Below are 19,474 nucleotides of genomic sequence, written 5' to 3' on the forward strand. Positions count from 1 at the left end.
GGCTATAATTAGTGGGGTACGAGCGCAGCAGTGCTTTTTACATCCTTACCATTATTGGTTTGTTATATACCAATATACGCATTTAGGTTTCTAGGACAACCAAGACCACCTGCCGTGTAGATGTTCGATACTAAACCTGACATTAGACGCCACAGGTAATCCGGTGCCAAAAAATTCGTTATTCAAACCCAAAGCAACCGATTTTATTAGCTCACCGAATACTGTAATAATCTCCTCTTCTGCATCAGGAAGAAACTCTAATCTGTTACCCGTCAAATCGGTAATAATAAGATTAGAGTCTTCTTCATATGCCTTATCCAATGCTACCGACCAGTGACCTAAATTCAGTGAGTTTGGCACGATTATTTTAGTCCACTCGCCGTCAGGAATCGCATTGCTTCGACTATCAAAAACCACCGAAACCCACGATGACTCTTCAATGTCAAAGCCCAAATGAATAAGAGAAATGTCGGAACCTTTTGGACCTAGTCCAATATCCGAAAGTTCGGAGCAATCATTAAACCGTTGTCTGATGTATTTACTGATGATTTCATAATCATTTCTAAAGTCTATGCACATACTTACCTCGGCATATGACGCTTGCCTATCCTGCGCGTAATAACAGGCTAAATTAGCGACAAATGAGCGCAAGCCTGCTGTCTTGCGTCCATTGTTTAATTAGTTTGTTATAAGGGCAAAACTCTATTTATTTGAGATCGAATGCCAAGCAAAAAGAATCCAAAATAAAGCAATAAGCTTCAAAGTAATTAAAATAATAACCCCAATTTTTGAACTAGAATCAGAAAAACCGACTTTCATTTTTGAACTACTTGATTTTGGTTGCTCGGCCAGACCAATATTTAATACTTCTTTAGCAAGTAATGTATAGTCATTGCTATCAGTAATACTTATTTTTCCGTTCCGTAATTTCCACGTAAAGCTTGAAGTGACATATAAAATAAAACCAACTACCGTGACACTAGCCATGGAGAATAGAGAGAAGAGAAACTCCATATATTTTCCCTGCAATAAGCTATTACTGAAAAAGATTAAAGGGAAAAGAACTATATAGAGCCAGTAATGCCCCACTGCTAATGAAGCTATTTTCACCCAAAAAGATGGGAATAGAAGAACTTTCAATTGATTAAAACTCCGCCCCTGCTAAAGCCCTTATAACGGCTAGCATAACGGGCTAATAATGTGTTTGTTAGGTATTACTTACTCTATGAACACGTTTTACCCGTAAAAAAATCATGCATGCCATACCAAAATTTTTTGCTTAAATGTCCGATCCACGGATCAAATGAATCTAAAGGTATGTGTTTGCGGCTCCTTTGTAACAATACTGATTCAAAAATTCCAACGAGTGCAAATTCGGAAATGTGTTCAGAGCCATTCTTTGCAATTAACTCCACTTCCCAAAGGGTTGTTTTGACAAACAGAAAGTCTTTTTCAAGATATGCCTCTACAACGCATTCAGCAAGTATTTGCCCTATCTCATAAATTTCAGGCTCAAATTTTTCATTGAATATCTCAACTGCTTCTTTCTCTATAGCATTTAGCTTGTTCACCAAGCGAGGAAAAATAGCTCTAAAAGAATTGTACAGTTTAACTTCTTCTTCAGACATCCATGTATACCTAACGCCGCTGTAAGCGGCACATAATAGTTGGCTAAAATTTGTGAGGCACGAACAAAGCCAACTGTTTTTTGTCAGCACTTTTAATTTGTTTTGTTAGGCATCAAAGTGCCAATACCTTAGAAAAGCTATATAACAATTTGCCATTAAGGCACTCATGGTTACTTGATACAAATTGAGCTGTCCACCCCTTTGCACCACTTGAGCCAATTTTAGATTCAATTAGCTGGTTATATAACTGTTCTAAGTTTAATTCTTGGAACGAAGATAGTGCTTCCTCCAATTCAGCCTGACTCCCTGATGCGGGTATATTTACGTTGGCGTTGTAAACTGCATCTATACTCTTAGGTTTGTAAGCATCAAACTTTGCAACAAGCTCAGGGCTGCTTTCCATAAACGCATCCAACTCTTCTTTTTCATTTGAATCCAAATTATAAACAAATGCCGAATCACAGCTTTCTGTTGAAAAAGAGCGCTTATAAGAGTCGTTTACAAAGCGTGAAGAGAAAATGACAGTTCTAGGTTTGTTAGTTTGACTTTGAATATCAAAATCATTGAGTTCTAGAATTCGGTGTACTCTCCATATTCCTGAACCATAGCTTCTGACCCAATCTCCGATCTTAATGTTATCGTCCATACTTTCCTAGATGCCTAACGCCTCACTTAACCGGCGCAAAATAGCAGGCTAAAATTAGTGACTAAGGAGCGAAAGCCTGCTGTTTTGCGTCCTTTTGGTTTAGGAACTTGTTATACGAGCTAAGTATCGTAGTATCCACTATCCCATGGTTCAAAAAAAGCCATGTAATTACCGGGTAAAAGTTCAACAGCCCAAACATCACAGCCTTCTTCAGGCTCTCTGATGATTAGACCAATGTTTGTTCCATTGTAATCTATTGAAAATGGTTTAACTTCAATCCTTTGGTATGTTACATCTCCTAATTTTTCCAATTTTTCATAGTATTTTTTATTTGCATCATCCTCTGAGTAAGTGCCTCTCGGACCAAGCTCTTCAATTTCCGAATCAACTAAATTACCAGCAGAGTCAAATAAAAATAGAGTTATATACTCGCAACCAGCAGTATCAGGCCGTGCTGGCTCAAATGGATTAGTTAAAAAAAATTGATGGCCATTCGGTGTTAGTCCTATATGTTGCGCATGATAATCATCATGATCTATCGCAATTAACTCAGGCTTTCCGTTGGACATGAAACCTCCGTTGTAATATGACGCCCTCATTAATGGGCTAAATTTGGTTGGCTAAACTAAGCGACGAAGGAGCAAAAAGTCAACTGAATTTTGTCCCGATTTAATAGCTTGTTATGCATCGGTGCACCGAACCCGACTAACTCGCATTCCATCATCAAAAACTTGAACTAGCTCTCTTTGTTCATTCAACAGAAAGTAAGTAACTTTACTTTCCCAACTCTCGCCTTCACCACTAAAAGCGAATCGAGCTATAAGAGAGATATGCTTTGATTCAATGATTTCCAACAAGTTTCCAGAAGACTCCCAGTATTCGATTGCTGAGGAGCTGATACGGAGCCTCATATCACTATATTGTTTTTTGCACGCATCTGCACTTGCATCCCATAACCCTTGGAAGGGCTTAGGAATTTGACTATTTGCATGGCTGGGTAAGCTAAGCAGTAATGAGAACATCATGAGTATCAAATATCGCATGCAATTAACCCTTTGAGATGCATAACGCCGCGCTCAGCCACTTTTGTCAGTCGGTTGCAGCGCCTTGTTACATGCGATTTTTAAGCCCATGCTAGCCCCTTTGGTAATTGAAAGCTACTGTACTCTACATGGACAATACGACGGTGACTTGGCTCTGTACCTTTACTTGATGAATGGAGTAAATGCGGCCGCATTACCAATAAATCTCCAGATTTAGCCGAACAGATATACTCTTCCGATTCAGCGACAACTAAATTTTGTTCATTTTTACTTAGAATGCCTAAACTTTGACTCTTTGGAATTACTTTTAAGCAACCATTGCTCTCATTTGCATCATCAAGATGAATGCGGAAAGTCACCATCTCTTCCAGGACATTTAGTTTTGGTTGAACATGATGAACACCATCTTTCAAACTCCATGGTCCCCAACCATCTATCTCTTTCTTGTCACTAACTGCAATAGTCTTATCTTGGTGCCAAGTAACAAGCCAGTTTTTATCTGGTGTTTTATCAAAGACAATCACTCGAACCACCTGAGGGGTTCCAGATAGATAGCCTTTTGCTTTATCTAGAAGCAAGTCTGACTCGATGAGATCTTTAACAGAGGAAAGCTTCTTCTCGGCATTTCGGATTCCATGTTTTGGATAATCGGAATCTAAAGCTTCAATCTCAGTAATGATTTCGTTTATTGAATCATTACCTAGAAAGCCAGAATGAATCTCAAATCCATTTTCTTCGATACTCAAATTTCACTCCATTTTCAAAGCATGTAACGCCCTGTTAATAGGCAAATTTTGCTGGGTTGATTTTTGCGTGCGAAGCAGGATAGCAAAAAGCGACACAGTGAAATTTGTCCTTATTTAATAGTTTGTTAGGTGAAATCATTCTCCAAGCCTCCAAACAGGGAAAGCATAGTCCAACCCCTTTTCCTCATATAGGTCTAGTAAGTGGTCTAAGTCATCTAATTCTGTGTCAGGTGGAACATCAATAGTCATCAACGAAAACTGCTGTAACGACTCCACACTACAGCCAAATTTTATGAGCATTTTAATGAACTCTGAAGTATCTATCCCCTGATTGTTCATAACCCATATGACTGAGTGCCCTGATTCTTTAACGACCTCAAAATCAAAAACGTGTTCGTTTACTTTATCCAACTCAGCAGTGAATACATCTCCATATGCTAAGTTAGGAATAAAAAAAGGAGGGTTAACAAGCTTATAATTTCCATTAACTCGTTCACACCAAACACCTTCCGCTCCTACTGGAGGCCACTCGTCTTCGATTTCTAAGGCAAATAAAACTTTTTCAAGTGACACCTAAGTTACCTTTTCACCTAACGCCGCAAATAAACGGCAAAAATTAGTTGGCTATAATTTGTGAGGTACGAACAAAGCCAACTGATTTTTGTCCGCCCTTTTTAATTTGCTTTGTTATGTGTTGAAATTGCAGTATTCACCTTAATGTATCAGGCTTTATCGCCAAAGTAACAAATAATGTCGAGGCCAGAAAAAATATTGCGCAAGCACTGTAAATTATGTTGAAAACATCACTTTCACTTTCCATGTCCATCAAAATATAAGCACATAAATAGGTTGCACCAGAAAAAATATAAACTAAAAAATTATTCAATTTATCTGCGGACTTAATTTGGGTGCAATAAGTCAGTATCAAAGTCACGAAAGCGATACATATTATAATCAATGTCTACACCTATACACATAACGCCTCAGTTAAAAGGCAAAATTTGGTTGGCTACAATGTGAAGCGGAGCGAAACCAGCCAACTGAATTTTGTCCGCCTTTAAACTGTTTGTTATACGTATTTTACACCTATTTATCGCTGCTTAGTTGTTCAAGGTAACTTTTTAATCTTACAAAATCTTCAAGCCCACGTTTATCTGTTTGATATTCTGGCTCCCAATATGCTACGGCAGTGTATTGATACAAAGAGCTTTCTAGCATCCAAGTATCTCCATCCATTCCCCGAGTTTTATCTTTCGGAAACACCAGTGTTTTCTCTAACTTACTAACTAAATTTGAGTACTGTTCTTCTGTTAATTCAATACTTTTCTTTGATTTAATACCTTTCCAGTCATAACCCCCAGCGCCCTCATAAGTTGTAGTTATTAACTGATAGGGTTTGTGCCTAGTAACCTCATAGATAACAGGGTTTGAAAAAGTAGGTACTACTTTCATTTTTAAGACTGGTTGAAGATAAAAACCAGGGTCAGTGTATTCGATTGTATTTCGAGTAGATTTACAGCCAACAATTGAAAGTAGAATCAAAAAAATTGAAAAGTATTTCATATTACTAAACCGATCCTTCGATACGTATAACGCCTTAATAAACGGCGAAAAATAGTAGGCTAAAATAAGCGACGAAGGAGCGCAAGCCTACTGTTTTGCGTCCTCTGTTTAATTAACTTGTTAGTATTCATTTGTTCAACTGGTTCAATGATTTTGTAAAACAATGATGTAGCTGAGAGCTAATATTATTATTTTTATCTACGTAATCGCTGATCATGTCAAAGAAGTCCAATGTGTCTTCTATATCGAATGGTCTTACATAAGTTTTGGTGATAGCCCTATGCTCGATTTCATTAAGCCACTTCACACGATTAAGAATTTCACTCTGTGGCAGAGTCTTATCACAAATTATAACCCTTATAGAAACTGTCAAGGAGTGAGCCAACCAACGGTAAAAGTCACACCTTTGTTGCTCATTTAAATTTTCTATTCTGGGAATATATTGGTGAAATTTAATGTCAATCTCCATTGAATACTAACGCCCGATTAACGGGTAAAAAATTGTGGGCTAAAATTGAGCGAAGCGAAAAGCCCGCAAGTTTTTTATCCCTGTTGAATTGCTTGTTATGCGTTGACACGCTGCTTTTGAAGCGCTTGCGCCTGCACCAATAAGCAAAACTTAAAATTAAAAAAACTCACCAAACCCCAAATTGCAAAGAAGCGTTTGACTGGTGAATGATGATTCTGGTCACAACTTAAATTGAAAAACGAAAAGCCAAGATCAACTTAAAACTTAATTACGCCACTGTATCTAAAAGCTAATTTGAAGAAAAGACTTGAAGCAAAAACCGTTTTAAAGACAGCGATTTAAAGTGACGCATAACGCCTCGCTTAACCGGCGCAAAATAGCAGGCTAAAATTAGCGACGAAGGAGCGCAAGCCTGCTGTTTTGCGTCCTTTGGTTAAAGCGTTTGTTATATAACAAACTACTTACTCATAGCACTCTTAACTCTAATTAAAATAAATAAGCAACTTCCAGAAATTAAAAAGTGCGCCCAATAATCAACAATAGAGAATGAATCACTCGGTACAACAACCATGTAGAGGTCGTCCGATTTAGCTACTTCTGTTAATACTACCTCGTACAGATAAGTATCATAAACAAATAGAGCTACGCCCGAAAAAATCAGAACGATGCTGATTATAAATAGGGCTTTAAACATTTCTCACAACTCCAATTGTTATATAACAGATTATTCTCCCCCAAATTGCCTGAATAAATACCGACAAAACGGACTATATTACGTGTCCCAATATTCACACAAGAAAAGTGTATTGTAAACAACGCATTAAAATGTCCAAATTTATGCAGCTGTGAAAATTGGACAAAGCGCAGAATAATAATGTTATTGGACAAACCATAGATTACTGTGCATAAAAACAGTTAATTGAATTTTTATTTTGTATAAATTTATTAGCTAATTGTCATATCTTGCATGTACTAAAAAGCATAAAGCGTTTTTTGAAAACTACTGTATAAGGGAACGAAAGAAGAACGGTTTAGTTTTATAAAGTTGAAATTAAACAAGCTATTGAAGGGTATAAGAAAAGCTGGTCGGCATAGCAGGATTTGAACCTGCGACCCCTGACACCCCATGACAGTGCGCTACCAAGCTGCGCTATATGCCGACTTGCTAGCAACTATACAAGATTAATCTTAAAAGGCAACAACCTGTTGGATTGTTTGAACATTTTGTGTTCTTTATTTCAATTTGACGGTACTTAACTGATCCAATCCCAGAGTTTATAAATAAAAGAATAAGTTTCTCTGGAAGTTACAACTCCCAAAATCCTTGCTCGATGCCGCCTATTATGTAAATTGCAAACTTGCCTTTCTCTGGTATCTCCATAGGCGTCATAGCTATTTCAGCGCCTTGAGCCTCAACATGCTGAACAGCAGCCTCTATATCGTCGACTAAATAATATGGCCTAACCACTGGCGTTTCGTTTTCTCTTAAGGGCCCGCGTACACCAATAATACTGCCATCTTGTAAAAGGCTTGTTTTAGCACCGCCTAACATTGCATTTGGCTGACTAAAAATTGCATTTTGTGAGTGCTCATACGCTTTACACACGGCTTCAACATCTGGGGTAACGATTTCAAGATAATGTATTTTCATAGTGATACTCTGTTGAGGCGCCTTTTCTCTTAAATTTAATAAAATCACTTCAAGCTGCAACATGTAAGATAGCCTATTAAAGCGCACGAAGTACTCTATTTATCATAATGATTTGCCAAAGGGTCTTATTGGCTCATCCAAGAATGTGCGTTAAGTGACTTTTCTTAAATTGCTCCTCATTTCATTTCGCAGCAAAGCTTTAAAAGCCTTTTTTAGGGGTCAAATTAGCTCAAAAAATTCGTAATGAGATGTTTAAAGGCCTTAAAGTGCCCTGCTTACACTTTGTATAAAGACAGCTGAAACATTTATGTCATTTTTCATCGTTACTGTCTGCCGCAATTATTTAGTAACAGCTTTGAGAGCTCAACATGACAAACACATCTTTAAAATTATCTTTGTTGATTGGTGGATTACTTTGTAGTGGCGTTGCCAATGCTTCGCAGACTAATAAGCAATGGCTAACCGAGTCTGAGTTTATTTCGCCTATTGATGCCGCCCATACTGCCCATAAACAGCTTGCTGTGAGTGAAGCGCACGGTATCGCTTTACTCGATGAGCAAGGGCGAGCTTTATCGACAATCAATTCTAAGTCTGAACATTTAGATTTTAGGTGGCTACCAAATTCTCAGTCTGTTGGGGTGTTATCAACACTAAATAAAAACACCGGTAATATCGAGCTCGTTAAAGTTGATTTTAAACACAATAGTATTGAAAAGGCGTATGCGCTTTTGGCTGATAAAACAGCATTTGATGCAATTTGCTTAGGCTCATCATCTGAACATATTGAGTTATTCACTGTTGATGTAAACGGCATCGTTAGTCAAATGGCGCTAAATACCGCAAACGATACTGATTGGCAATTAAGTGAAATTCGACATTTTGCAGCGGGCCTTAATATGAAGTCTTGTGCAGTGAATGACCTCACCGAATCACTCTATATCGCAGAAGAAAATATTGGCGTTTGGCAGTACTCGACTAACCCCGAACTTGAAGTTATTCGCGAGCTTTACCAGCTTCCAGAAGGGCTCGAAGTAGAATACTTAGATACAACCGCTTCGGGTGATGTGTCTGTGGTGTCACCGAGTACAAACCAGCTTTGGCTACTTGACCAAAATAATCACGCGTTCAAACCTTTTGAGCTGCCCAAAGACATAGCGCCTAAAACTGTTCAGCTTCACCGCTCTGACAAAAACTTAATTGCTTATGTCTTCGATGATGAGACATCAAAGAATATCAAAATCAATTTGGGCAAACATAAGTTACCGTTCAAAAAGAAGAATGAGCAACCAATTGCCAATCTGGTCCCCTTTGCACAAACGACCCCTGTTGCATCTCATGGTGATGCCGCAGATGACCCTGAGATTTGGACTAACAGTACAACGCCTTCAAACAGCCTGGTTTATGGTACTGATAAAAAATCGGGTCTCAACGTATATGATCTTAAGGGCAATCTTGTAAAAGCCTTGCCTGTTGGTCGAGTAAACAATGTCGATATTCGTTACGGCGTTAAATTCAATGGTGAAGTTGTTGATATTGCAGCAGCCAGTAATCGAACTAATAAAAGCATCAGCCTATTTAAAATCGATCAAAGATCTGGGCTCCCTACTTTGCTTGCCGATATTAAAACAGACTTGGCTGATCCATATGGTTTATGCCTGGGACAATACGATAATGAACTGGCGGTATGGATTAATGACACCGACGGCCGCTTTCAAAAATACGAGATTACATTTAATAAGCAAAAGGTAACAGGCAAGAAAACTCTAGAATGGACAGTGCCAAGTCAACCTGAAGGCTGTGTAAGCGATGATGCGAATAAACGTTTGTTTTATGGTGAAGAGTCAACGGGTGTATGGTTAAAAGACTTTAAAGGTAAACAGTCTGACAAGTTAATCACAGGTCTAAATGAGCAAGTCGAAGCCGATATTGAAGGCATGGGCTTATATCGTTTAAACGGCAAACAATACCTTGTTGTATCTAGCCAAGGTAATAACCGCTATGCGGTATACGACGTTGATGATAACAATGCATTTTTGGGTGTTTTTGAAGTTGGCGCAAACTGGGAAGGCATGATCGATGGTGCTTCAGAAACCGATGGTTTGGCAGTAACAAGCAGCTATCTTGGTGAAGCCCTCCCTAATGGCCTATTAGTTGTTCAAGATGGTCATAATGTGATGCCTAAAAGCACACAAAACTTTAAGCTTGTGGATGGCAGTTTGTTGAGGGATTGGATTTTAAATAGAGTCGCAAAGTAGCTTTTAAATTTCTAAATCAAAGAAGGGACACGCTTCCTTCTTTGACTCACTCTAAACCCATTTGTAATTTTTCATACCTTTTTGCACACTTTTTCAAAACTAATTGGTATTTCCCCTCGCCCAAATTTTACGGTAACGTACCGATAACAATAATAAATGCACTATAAGGAACACCGTGCAAAATCATACTCATATTTGTTTTTTAGATAACAAACTTATCAACCTTGTTACTCCTTTGCTCGATACACACATTCCTTCCAATGAAGTGATCGTATTTGTTGAACAAACAGAGTTAGCAAAACTTGACGCCATTAGAGCTGTGTTAAATCCACGTGGGATCAGCTTGAACTTTAAAGTGATGCCGCAAACTCGAAATACAGAGGAGTTGGTATCGTATTTTCACAAAGAGATAGATTCGTTAGTCACTCACAATCATAAAACCCTATACGCATTTAATGCCAGTTGTGGCGACCGCCAGCATGTTTTAGCCATGTATGAAGTTGTGAGAGCCTATGAATTTGAGTGTTTTATGGTAGAGCCTAACAGTGATGAATTACATTGGCTGGTTCCTTCAGAGCGTAAAAATACACAGCTAGCCGATAAACTTAAAATTCGTGATTTCTTTGCTCTTATTGACAGCCAAATAAATAATATTGCTAACACAGGCAATGTTGATATTCGTTATCGTAAGCTTGGTGCTAAATGGGCAGCTAGCCAAGACAATCTAGGTCAGGCGCTTGGCAATTTAAATTACTTAGCTGCCAGCAGTGATAACGCAAAGTTAACATCTGCTGTTTTGAATAGATCTCAATTAAATTGTGCTGATTTACAAACTCTGATTGACGATTTAGAAGATGCTGAACTTGTTTGTCGCAAGAATGACAGGTTAGTTTTTATAAATGAAGAAGCGCGCTTTTTTGCCAATGGGGGCTGGCTAGAAGAATATGTTTATGGCTTACTTTTAAGTTTAAAAAAACAAGTGCCACACATTCAAGACATTGCACAAGGCGTAGAAATTACACGAAAGATCGGTCAAGGTACCGTAGTGAATGAACTTGATATTGTCATCATGGCGAACAACAAACTTCATCTAATCGAATGTAAAACTAAAAAGTTCGATAAAGGCGAAGGGAATCAAGTTATTTATAAATTAGATTCATTGACCGATTTACTCGGTGGTATTCAAGCACGCGCAGCGCTGATCAGTTACAAAGGAATAAGGACACACGAACAGCTTCGCGCAAAAGAACTAGAGATTGAACTCATAAGTGAAAACCAATTAGCCCAGCTAAGAGAACAACTAAAAAGCTGGCTAGAGCAAGCCTAATTTGAAAAGGTTGCCCATCTTAGTTGGTGGGTAATTTATCTCTTACATTGCTAAAAATCAGTCACACACTTTGAATATCTGCAAACTGCCCTTGCGTTAATTCACATAGAGTATCTGCCGCCAATTCAATTTCGAGCCCTCTGCGCCCTGCACTCACAAAAATGGTATCAAAGTTTTTGGATGAGCTATCTATTACGGTGGCGAGGCGTTTTTTTTGTGCCAATGGGCTAACGCCACCTAAAATATACCCCGTTGAACGCTCGACTAATTGCTGTGGTGCCATGGCGGCTTTCTTTGCACCCACGGCTTTTGCTAACGATTTTAAATTCAGTTGTTGGTTAACGGGTAAAACCGCGACCACAAGTTGTTTGCTATCAGTTTCAACAACTAGGGTTTTAAATACTTGAGATGGGTTCAAACCTAGCTTTTCGGCCGCTTCCAAGCCATAAGATTGCGCTTTTGGCTCGTGCTTATACTCATGCACGTTAAATGAGATTTTGGCTTTTTTGGCGAGTAAAATCGCAGGTGTCATGACTTTAATCCTTTTAATTATTTCATGTAACGAGTGCTACTTTGGATAACAAATTATGTTCTCAAATACACAGCATTCAGACACGGCTTGATAACCATGTGGTTGGTCACTTAAAAAACGACATGTTTGCCCAGCCTCCAAGTTATGCCAAGTATCATCATAAAACACAGACAAACACCCAGAACGCACAATGATATGTTCAATCACTCCTGTACTGTGTGCTGTTGATAGCTGTTTATGATGGTGAGTCAGGGTTATCTCGAACATTTCCATCGCGCTATCTTGGCTAAATGCAAAGAGGGTTTTCACTTGTATGTTTTCATCATTTGGAAAAGTACGCTGCGCTATATCGGCTTCTTTTTGATTTGAGAAGAATGAAGAAAATGACGCGTTTAATCCACTGGCTATCTTCCAAAGTACGGCAATAGTCGGGCTAGATTCTTCTCGCTCAATTTGCCCCAACATGGCTTTAGACACGTTCGTAAGCTTGGCGGTTGCGTCTAAACTCAGGCCTTTTTCTTTGCGCAAAGTTTTCAGGCGCTTTGAAATTTTACTTTTGAATATTTGCTCTGACATAAAAAGCCTGTTTAAAACTTGTGCGCTATAACGCACGATGCTACTGTTTATTTCGTGCGCTTTAACGCACAACCTCAATATTAACACTCAACAATAAAGGTGCAAGTATGCTTAAGTCTGTAACAATGAGCCATTTATCTGCTGGTTTTACAGCCGTGATGATCGGCTATGCCAGTGCGGCAGTGATCGTTATTCAAGCGGCTTCTGCTTTGGGCGCGAGTGAAACTCAAATCGAAAGCTGGCTGATGACTTTAGGCCTCATTATGGGGTTAAGTTCAATTGGCTTATCATGGTGGTTTAAGACCCCTATTCTCACAGCTTGGTCAACGCCAAGCGCTGCGTTGTTGGTCGGTGTTGGTTCACAATACGATATACATACGGCCATTGCTGCCTTTATGTTAGTTGGCGTAGCCACAATAATAACCGGATATATAAAGCCACTGTGCAAGGCTGTCGAAAATATTCCTTCACCGCTCGCTAGTGCTATGTTGGCAGCCATTCTGCTTCCTTTTTGTTTAACTGCTTTTGAAGTAGTTGAAATAGCACCAAGCTATTTCGCACTGCTGTTTTGCTGTTTTTGTGTGGCTAAATTATGGCTTCCCAAATTCACTATGTTTATTTTATTGGGTGCCATCTTAGTTTTAGCCATTGTAGTTGGGGCATTTGACCAAACAAATTTCTCTATTTCTTTTAGTACATTTGAATTCATGCCTCCAAATTTAGACGCATCGAACCTAACCGCCATACTCAATTTAGCTGTTCCACTGTATTTGGTTACCATGCTTTCTCAAAACTTGCCTGGCCTCGCTTTATTGCAAACCTACGGTTATAAATCGCCAACTAAATCGGCTTTAGCCACCACAGGCGCATTAAATTTTCTGACCGCACCTTTTGGTGGATTTTCGTTAAATTTGGCGGCTATCTCTGCTGCTGTGTGCATGAATGAAGATGTAGACACTTCAAAAACTCAACGCTATAAAGCGGCAATGTGTGCAGGCGTGTTTTATTTAATTGCCGGGCTATTCGCAAGTAGCGTGGTTAGTTTATTTTTGGCTTTACCAAAGAGTATAACTTCAATACTCGCTGGCTTTGCTTTACTCGGCACGCTCCTACTCTGCCTGCAAAATGCGTTTTCTGATCCCAAAAGTCGTGATGCGGCTTTACTCACTTTATTAATTAGCTTTTCGGGCGTCAGCTTATTTGGCATTAACTCTATAATGCTGGGCCTCATGGTGGGGTTAATTTACTCGAACTTACAAAAGCATCGATTGAAACCAGAGTTAAAAACAGAGGGTTCTGAAAAGCTCGGCTAATTATTTTAAAAAAATTCAAAAATATTTGTCACACTTTAAATGACTCGTGTGACTTAGTTATATAACCAACAGGAGCTAATATGATTAAGTCACACATCAAACCAAATAAACCTACAAAATTAAGCCTATTGATTGTTTTGTTCATCGCGATTGCGGCAGCATTAAATACCGCTAAAGTTTGGGCGCATAATCACTTTACTGTTAAAACAGTCGGAAATAACCAAACAGAAAATGCCGATATCGTTCTGATCCCAGGTCTTATGTCTAACGGTGAAGTTTGGCAAGGCACTCTAGACACAATCAAAGATAAACACCGTGTACATGTGGTATCAATCACTGGATTTGCCGATAGTCAAAAACCTACAAACTTTTCGATGAACGAGTTAAAAAATGAGCTAATTGATTTTATTACTGAAGAGAGTCGCAAGTCAGAAGCTTCAAATGCTGTAGCAAATAAAACAATTCTAATTGGCCATAGTCTGGGAGGCTTTTTAGCTATGTCTATCGCATTAGAAAAGCCAGAACTTATTAGTAAGGTCGTTTCAGTAGATAGCCTACCCTATATTGGCCCGATATTTACCGGCACAAATCAAACGACACCTGCTTCACTTAGCAACCAAGCTGAACGTGTACTTTTAATGCACAAATCAATGACTCAAACACAACTAGCTGAGCAAACTAAGCGCGGTATATATATTCATGCGACTCAGGCTATGCATCAAAAACACATCATTGATATGGCTGAACGCTCTGATCCGGTTACTGTTGGCAAAGCTATACACTATTTAATGAACAATGATTTAAGACCATCATTGACTGAAATAAAAGCGGATTTGCTTATTCTGGGTGCATCAGGTGGATTTAACGATAACTCTCGCAAACAAGCCGTTGAACAACTTTATAAAGGGCAAGTGGCAAATTTACCTAACGCTGTAGTCAAAATGAATACAACCTCTCGCCACTTTATTATGTATGATGATCCTAAATGGCTAAACGACCAAATTACAGCATTCATTAAGGATAAATCATGAATACATTAGCGTATAAACTAGACATGAAAGACAGTACCAGTATTGCTTTATATGTGTCGCATGCACGAAAAGGTGATGTAAATGCCTTTGAAGCACTTCACAAAGCATGTCGACAACTCATTTGCAGTATTGCGCTCGCTATCACGAAGGACGTGCATGCGAGTGAAGATGTAGCGCAACAAGTATTTATCAATGCATGGCAAAACCTCGATAAGTTAAAAAACGATCACAGCTTTTTACCTTGGCTTCGCCAAACTGCTCGTTATAAAGCTTTAAATGTATTGCGAGAAAAGTCGAATTTAGTATCTGACAATGATGAGTCACTCGAGCAATCACTTGAGCAGTTGCTTGCTCACCATGATTGTCCTGATAGTGATTTATTAAAAGATGAACAAGTCATGTTGATGAATCAACTTGTTTCAGCTTTACCAGAAGAGAGCCGTGAGATTTTAATCTTATACTATCGAGAAGAACAATCGAGCAAGCAAGTCGCTGTATTATTAGATATCTCTGAGGAAAAAGTACGTCAGCAGTTATCAAGAAGCCGAAAGAAGCTTAAGTCTCAATATTTAAATCGCTTTGGTACATTGGCAATTTCGACGATTACCCCAGCTGTTGCTTTAGGCTTGGTCGCCCCAAGTGCACCCGTTGCTGCGGCAACACTGGTCAGCAATACAACGTATAGCTCACCAATATTTAAACTTTTTGCTGTGCTTGGTGGTGCTTTTATCGGCGCATTCGCAGCTATGCTCGTGGTGTTTTACAGCATGAAATTGCCAATTAAGTATGCAAAGACTGAGCAGACAAAAGCAATACTTAAAGTTATGAGAACCAGAATGTTAATCACCACGTTTGTATTTGGGGTGCTATTCGTTATGAGTTACTCATTTAGCGCGGGGTGGATTATGCCAGCGCTCGCTTATACAGCATTTGCATTGATACTTGGCTTACAGATTTTCCAAGCTCAAAATATCATTAACAAAGACCTGCAACACATGACTGAAAGTGAAGTGGCAGCAAAACCATTTCTATGTCGCCCTAAATGGCAAAAGCTTTTTGGCCGAATTGGTCTGGTGCTTGGGTTTGCCAGCGGCGGCTTTGGTTTAGTGATGGGATTAATTGGCTCGGGCAGATTGGTTTTATGAGATTATTCTATTCAAAAATAGAAAGATGCGCGATGTAAAAAGAAAAACGCGACATTAAGTCGCGTTTTCATACATCTGTTTCAATTTAATAATCGAACCTTACAAATTATCTTTATACACCTGCAGTGCTTGCTCTAGATCTGCGATTAAGTCTTCAACATCTTCTAGGCCTATGTGCAGGCGAATAATCGGGCCGTGCTCCCACCCTGTTGTTGAACGCAGCTTCGCCATGGTTTTATTAGCAGTGACTAGACTTTCGTAGCCCCCCCATGAAAAACCCATTTTGAAATGATGCAATGCATCTAAAAACGCATTAATTGATTTTAGGTTGCCCTCTTTCATGACAAACGAGAATAAACCGTTACTGCCATCAAAATCGCGTTTAAAGAATTCATGCCCAGGGCATGTTTCAAATGCAGGGTGGCGAACATGATCAACCAATTCGTGTTCAGACAACCACTGCGCCACTTGTAAGGCCGCTTTTTCGTGTTGGGCCAAACGCACAGGCATAGTACGAAGACCACGTAATGCTAAGTAAGCATCATCGGCTGACGTACATTGACCTAACAAATAAGAGTGTTCACGTAATGTCGGCCAATGGACTTCGTTTGCAACTGCAACGCCCATCATCACGTCTGAGTGACCAACAATGTACTTGGTAGCAGCTTGAATACTGACATCAACGCCAAAATCAAGCGGTCTAAAATGCCAGCCATTTCCATAAGTATTGTCTAGCATAGTGATGATGTTGTGCTTTTTCGCAACCTCAACAAGTGCAGGCACATCTTGAATTTCCATGGTGATTGACCCCGGCGATTCCAAGAAAATCACTTTGGTGTTTTCTTGAATAAGGGTTTCGATACCAGCACCAATTGTTGGGTCATAATACGTCGTCGTGATCCCTAGGCCGGCTAAAATCTTATCGCATAGATCACGTGTCGGCTCGTAGGCGTTATCAACCATTAATAAGTGGTCGCCTGACTTCAAAAAAGACAATAAAGATTGACTGATGGCCGCGGCACCCGATGGATAAAGCGCACATCCTGCGCCATTTTCAAGTTCAGTAATGGCATCTTGTAGCGCATAGTGGGTGTTTGTACCACGACGACCATAAAATAAGGTACGATCGGCGCGCTCTTTGATGGCTGTTTGCATTTCTTCTACGGTATCAAATACGACTGTTGAAGCACGTTGCACAACAGGGTTTACGACACCTTGGGTATATTGATTTTTTCTGCCAGCACTGACAATCTTTGTGTTCTTTTTCATTGTTAAACCTTGGTATTTTTAACTTGTTTTATTCGCCAAGTGCGCGCCAATATTCGACTAAATAGCGTGAAATTGAATCTCTCCGGGTAAGTTTAAACCCTGGCGTATCATCGCCCCACTCTGCAAATGTATTTAATTCTGCTCTTGAGAACCACTTAGCATCTTGTAATTCATCTTGTTCCACTGAGATCTCTGTGGTTTTCGCTTTAGCAATAAAGCCCAGCATTAATGACGACGGAAAAGGCCATGGCTGTGATGCGATATATTGTGCGTCTTCTGCAATAATGCCCGACTCTTCTTCTACTTCACGCAGTACCGCTTGCTCCAGTGATTCTCCTGGATCAACAAAACCTGCCAGCGTCGAATAAACGCCTTCTGGCCAGCTTTCCTGACGGCCCATCAAACAACGCTCAATGCCATCATCAAAAGTATGGGTCACTAACATGATCACCGCAGGATCAGTTCGCGGGAATGTAATATGACGACACTCATCATTTTGACAACGACGTGCATGACCGCCCTCATAAGGCTTATTTGCTATACCACACCGGCCACAAAAAACATGAGTTTTATGCCAATAACACATGCCCCTTGCGAGTACACCAATAGATGCTTCAAAGCCATTCAGTTTTGGCCCAACTTTACGCATATCTTCAAATGTGCCACCGGCAGATAAGTCATTCACTTCATCTGGATCTATATTCGACACATCTAACACAAAATAGTGTAATTCGTCTTGATGACCAATATACACGGCATCATCTGTATTTAAGTGTGCGACTGAAGACCAGAGTAATAGCTGAAGCTTTTGTAAATCAGCACTAAATAAGTTTTTATCTTGGTGAATTAAAAGCCATCGGCTGTTGGTGGTTTTTTGCGTGTTTAGCCAGTTGCTGTCTTTGCGCTGCTGAGACGCTCTGTCTAAACTCATCTGCGTGTAATGAAGCATATTCACTCCTTTGCGTGATTTGAGCCTAAGCTAACACACAGACACTCTAAGCTAAATAAATAAGCCGTAAAATTTGCAAAAAAAAGGCCCTAACGGGCTTTTAAAACATGTAGTTGCATAAAGGGCCTGTTTCTCTTTGCTGTTCGAGTTTTACTCTTTCTGAGCGGGCTTTTATCGCGGCACTCAGTTTTATACCTAGTGGGCTAAGTAAAAATTGAGTAACAATGAAAAAAGTTCGCTCAGAAGAGCCAATTTGGCAGCGCTTGATTGGCATTTCTACTGTGTTATCGCCTGACTTACATGGAAAAACCATGCTACGCAGGCTCTGCCGTGTATAAATACCAATCAAACTGCTGTAAAAACGAACTTGAAAGATCAACAGGTCCTTAGGACAAAGAGGCTAAATAGGCCTGAAGCTTTTGGTTTTCAGCTTCGATGTGCTGATAAAACTCAATGTCTTTTAACTTGCTTGCTGCAGCTTTATCAATCACGATAACCGCGTCACGGTGCATTTGTAGTGCAGATGCAGGGCAAGCTGCTGTTAACGGGCCTTCAATCATTGCATGAACCGCTTCAGCTTTGTTCTCACCCGTCGCGAGTAACACCACTTTCTTGGCATCAAGAATAGTACCGATACCCATAGTGATAGATAAATGCGGTTGGTATTCGTCTTCTTTGAAGAAACGCGCATTATCATCAATGGTTGCTTTGGTTAATGTTTTAACACGTGTACGTGAAGTTAAGCCTGAAGACGGCTCGTTGAAACCAATGTGACCGTTACGACCAATGCCCAATAGTTGAACATCAATACCGCCAGCCGCAACAATGTGACCTTCATACTCTTGACATGCAGTGATTGGGTTTTTCGCATCACCAGGTGGTACATGGGTTTTATCTTTGTCTATGTCTACATGGTTGAACAACTGCTCGTTCATAAAATAACGGTAGCTTTGTGGGTGTGAACCATCTAGACCTAAGTATTCGTCTAAGTTGAATGTTGTCGCATCTTTAAAGCTAATTTCACCTGCTTCGTTACGACGAATTAGTTCTTGGTAAAGCGCTACTGGTGTTGAACCGGTCGCTAAACCTAACACAGACTCTGCTTTCTTTTGTAGTTGTTTTGTAAAGATATCTGCGCCATAAGCTGCAACTTCATTGGCGTCGTTTAAGATTACTATTTGCATGGTTTTGGCTCGTTGTAGAAGAAAAGAAAAAATGGGATCTGGGCTTACTTCGCGTGCAATCAAAATAAGCGCCAGATCAAAACCTAATCGGGATAATCTTATTAGGCTGTACCATTATGACAACGCTGTCATTATTATCATTAATTG

General features: G+C 39.6%; 20 protein-coding genes and 1 tRNA gene. 5 read left to right on the forward strand and 16 right to left on the reverse strand.

Features of this window, described 5'->3' with window-relative positions; translation table 11 throughout:
* Window positions 1–90: 90 nt before the first annotated feature.
* The 11 genes from ACXAC4_RS09340 to ACXAC4_RS09390 form a co-directional block, all read right to left on the reverse strand.
* On the reverse strand, window positions 91–651 hold the full coding sequence (locus tag ACXAC4_RS09340; RefSeq protein WP_475160851.1) for a hypothetical protein: 561 nt from the start codon (window positions 649–651) through the stop codon (window positions 91–93).
* A 51-nt stretch (window positions 652–702) separates the two neighbouring features.
* On the reverse strand, window positions 703–1,140 hold the full coding sequence (locus ACXAC4_RS09345) for a hypothetical protein (RefSeq protein WP_475160853.1): 438 nt from the start codon (window positions 1,138–1,140) through the stop codon (window positions 703–705).
* Between the two features lie 83 nt (window positions 1,141–1,223).
* The gene (locus tag ACXAC4_RS09350) at window positions 1,224–1,628 is read right to left on the reverse strand and encodes a DUF7674 family protein (protein WP_475160855.1); all 405 of its coding nucleotides are present in this window, start codon (window positions 1,626–1,628) and stop codon (window positions 1,224–1,226) included.
* A 112-nt stretch (window positions 1,629–1,740) separates the two neighbouring features.
* Complete coding sequence (locus ACXAC4_RS09355; protein ID WP_475160856.1) at window positions 1,741–2,274, reverse strand: hypothetical protein; 534 nt, start codon at window positions 2,272–2,274, stop codon at window positions 1,741–1,743.
* Between the two features lie 119 nt (window positions 2,275–2,393).
* Window positions 2,394–2,843, reverse strand: coding sequence for a hypothetical protein (locus ACXAC4_RS09360; RefSeq protein ID WP_475160859.1), 450 nt, complete (start codon window positions 2,841–2,843; stop codon window positions 2,394–2,396).
* A 111-nt stretch (window positions 2,844–2,954) separates the two neighbouring features.
* Window positions 2,955–3,317, reverse strand: coding sequence for a hypothetical protein (locus tag ACXAC4_RS09365; protein WP_475160860.1), 363 nt, complete (start codon window positions 3,315–3,317; stop codon window positions 2,955–2,957).
* Between the two features lie 80 nt (window positions 3,318–3,397).
* On the reverse strand, window positions 3,398–4,063 hold the full coding sequence (locus ACXAC4_RS09370) for a phytanoyl-CoA dioxygenase family protein (RefSeq protein WP_475160861.1): 666 nt from the start codon (window positions 4,061–4,063) through the stop codon (window positions 3,398–3,400).
* A 135-nt stretch (window positions 4,064–4,198) separates the two neighbouring features.
* Complete coding sequence (locus tag ACXAC4_RS09375) at window positions 4,199–4,636, reverse strand: DUF4265 domain-containing protein (protein ID WP_475160864.1); 438 nt, start codon at window positions 4,634–4,636, stop codon at window positions 4,199–4,201.
* 513 nt (window positions 4,637–5,149) lie between these two features.
* A complete protein-coding gene (locus ACXAC4_RS09380; protein WP_063707276.1) occupies window positions 5,150–5,626 on the reverse strand; it encodes a hypothetical protein in 477 nt (158 codons plus the stop codon).
* A gap of 1,552 nt (window positions 5,627–7,178) precedes the next feature.
* Window positions 7,179–7,255 (reverse strand) — tRNA-Pro (locus tag ACXAC4_RS09385).
* Window positions 7,256–7,401: 146 nt separating this feature from the next.
* Window positions 7,402–7,809, reverse strand: coding sequence for a VOC family protein (locus tag ACXAC4_RS09390; protein ID WP_475160867.1), 408 nt, complete (start codon window positions 7,807–7,809; stop codon window positions 7,402–7,404).
* 305 nt (window positions 7,810–8,114) lie between these two features.
* Between ACXAC4_RS09390 and ACXAC4_RS09395 the strand changes: the two genes are divergently transcribed.
* Window positions 8,115–10,001, forward strand: coding sequence for a phytase (locus tag ACXAC4_RS09395; protein ID WP_475160868.1), 1,887 nt, complete (start codon window positions 8,115–8,117; stop codon window positions 9,999–10,001).
* 175 nt (window positions 10,002–10,176) lie between these two features.
* Window positions 10,177–11,328 (forward strand): Card1-like endonuclease domain-containing protein, encoded by a 1,152-nt coding sequence (locus ACXAC4_RS09400; protein WP_475160871.1) that lies wholly within the window; start codon window positions 10,177–10,179, stop codon window positions 11,326–11,328.
* 61 nt (window positions 11,329–11,389) lie between these two features.
* Here ACXAC4_RS09400 and ybaK read toward each other — a convergent pair whose 3' ends face one another.
* Window positions 11,390–11,860 carry a Cys-tRNA(Pro) deacylase gene (gene ybaK, locus ACXAC4_RS09405; RefSeq protein ID WP_475160872.1) on the reverse strand — a complete coding sequence of 157 codons (471 nt, stop codon included), beginning with the start codon at window positions 11,858–11,860 and terminating at the stop codon, window positions 11,390–11,392.
* A 36-nt stretch (window positions 11,861–11,896) separates the two neighbouring features.
* On the reverse strand, window positions 11,897–12,436 hold the full coding sequence (locus tag ACXAC4_RS09410; RefSeq protein ID WP_475160875.1) for a helix-turn-helix domain-containing protein: 540 nt from the start codon (window positions 12,434–12,436) through the stop codon (window positions 11,897–11,899).
* 77 nt (window positions 12,437–12,513) lie between these two features.
* Between ACXAC4_RS09410 and ACXAC4_RS09415 the strand changes: the two genes are divergently transcribed.
* The 3 genes from ACXAC4_RS09415 (at window position 12,514) to ACXAC4_RS09425 (ending at window position 15,925) form a co-directional block, all read left to right on the forward strand.
* Window positions 12,514–13,749, forward strand: coding sequence for a benzoate/H(+) symporter BenE family transporter (locus tag ACXAC4_RS09415; RefSeq protein WP_475164089.1), 1,236 nt, complete (start codon window positions 12,514–12,516; stop codon window positions 13,747–13,749).
* An 80-nt stretch (window positions 13,750–13,829) separates the two neighbouring features.
* Window positions 13,830–14,780, forward strand: coding sequence for an alpha/beta fold hydrolase (locus tag ACXAC4_RS09420; protein ID WP_349287778.1), 951 nt, complete (start codon window positions 13,830–13,832; stop codon window positions 14,778–14,780).
* Entirely contained in the window at window positions 14,777–15,925 is a 1,149-nt protein-coding gene (locus ACXAC4_RS09425) for an RNA polymerase sigma factor (protein WP_475160876.1), read from the forward strand. The genes ACXAC4_RS09420 and ACXAC4_RS09425 overlap by 4 nt, the downstream gene beginning before the upstream one ends.
* 99 nt (window positions 15,926–16,024) lie before the next feature.
* Here the strand turns inward: ACXAC4_RS09425 and ACXAC4_RS09430 are convergent, their stop codons facing one another.
* The 3 genes from ACXAC4_RS09430 to nagB form a co-directional block, all read right to left on the reverse strand.
* Window positions 16,025–17,194: a cystathionine beta-lyase gene (locus ACXAC4_RS09430; protein ID WP_475160878.1), complete on the reverse strand. Its 1,170-nt coding sequence runs from the start codon at window positions 17,192–17,194 to the stop codon at window positions 16,025–16,027.
* 28 nt (window positions 17,195–17,222) lie between these two features.
* Window positions 17,223–18,143: an NAD(+) diphosphatase gene (gene nudC / locus ACXAC4_RS09435; protein WP_475160879.1), complete on the reverse strand. Its 921-nt coding sequence runs from the start codon at window positions 18,141–18,143 to the stop codon at window positions 17,223–17,225.
* A 386-nt stretch (window positions 18,144–18,529) separates the two neighbouring features.
* Window positions 18,530–19,327, reverse strand: coding sequence for a glucosamine-6-phosphate deaminase (gene nagB / locus ACXAC4_RS09440; protein WP_138630691.1), 798 nt, complete (start codon window positions 19,325–19,327; stop codon window positions 18,530–18,532).
* Window positions 19,328–19,474: the final 147 nt, after the last annotated feature.

It is taken from the genome of Pseudoalteromonas sp. AWM4_233 (assembly GCF_056158285.1).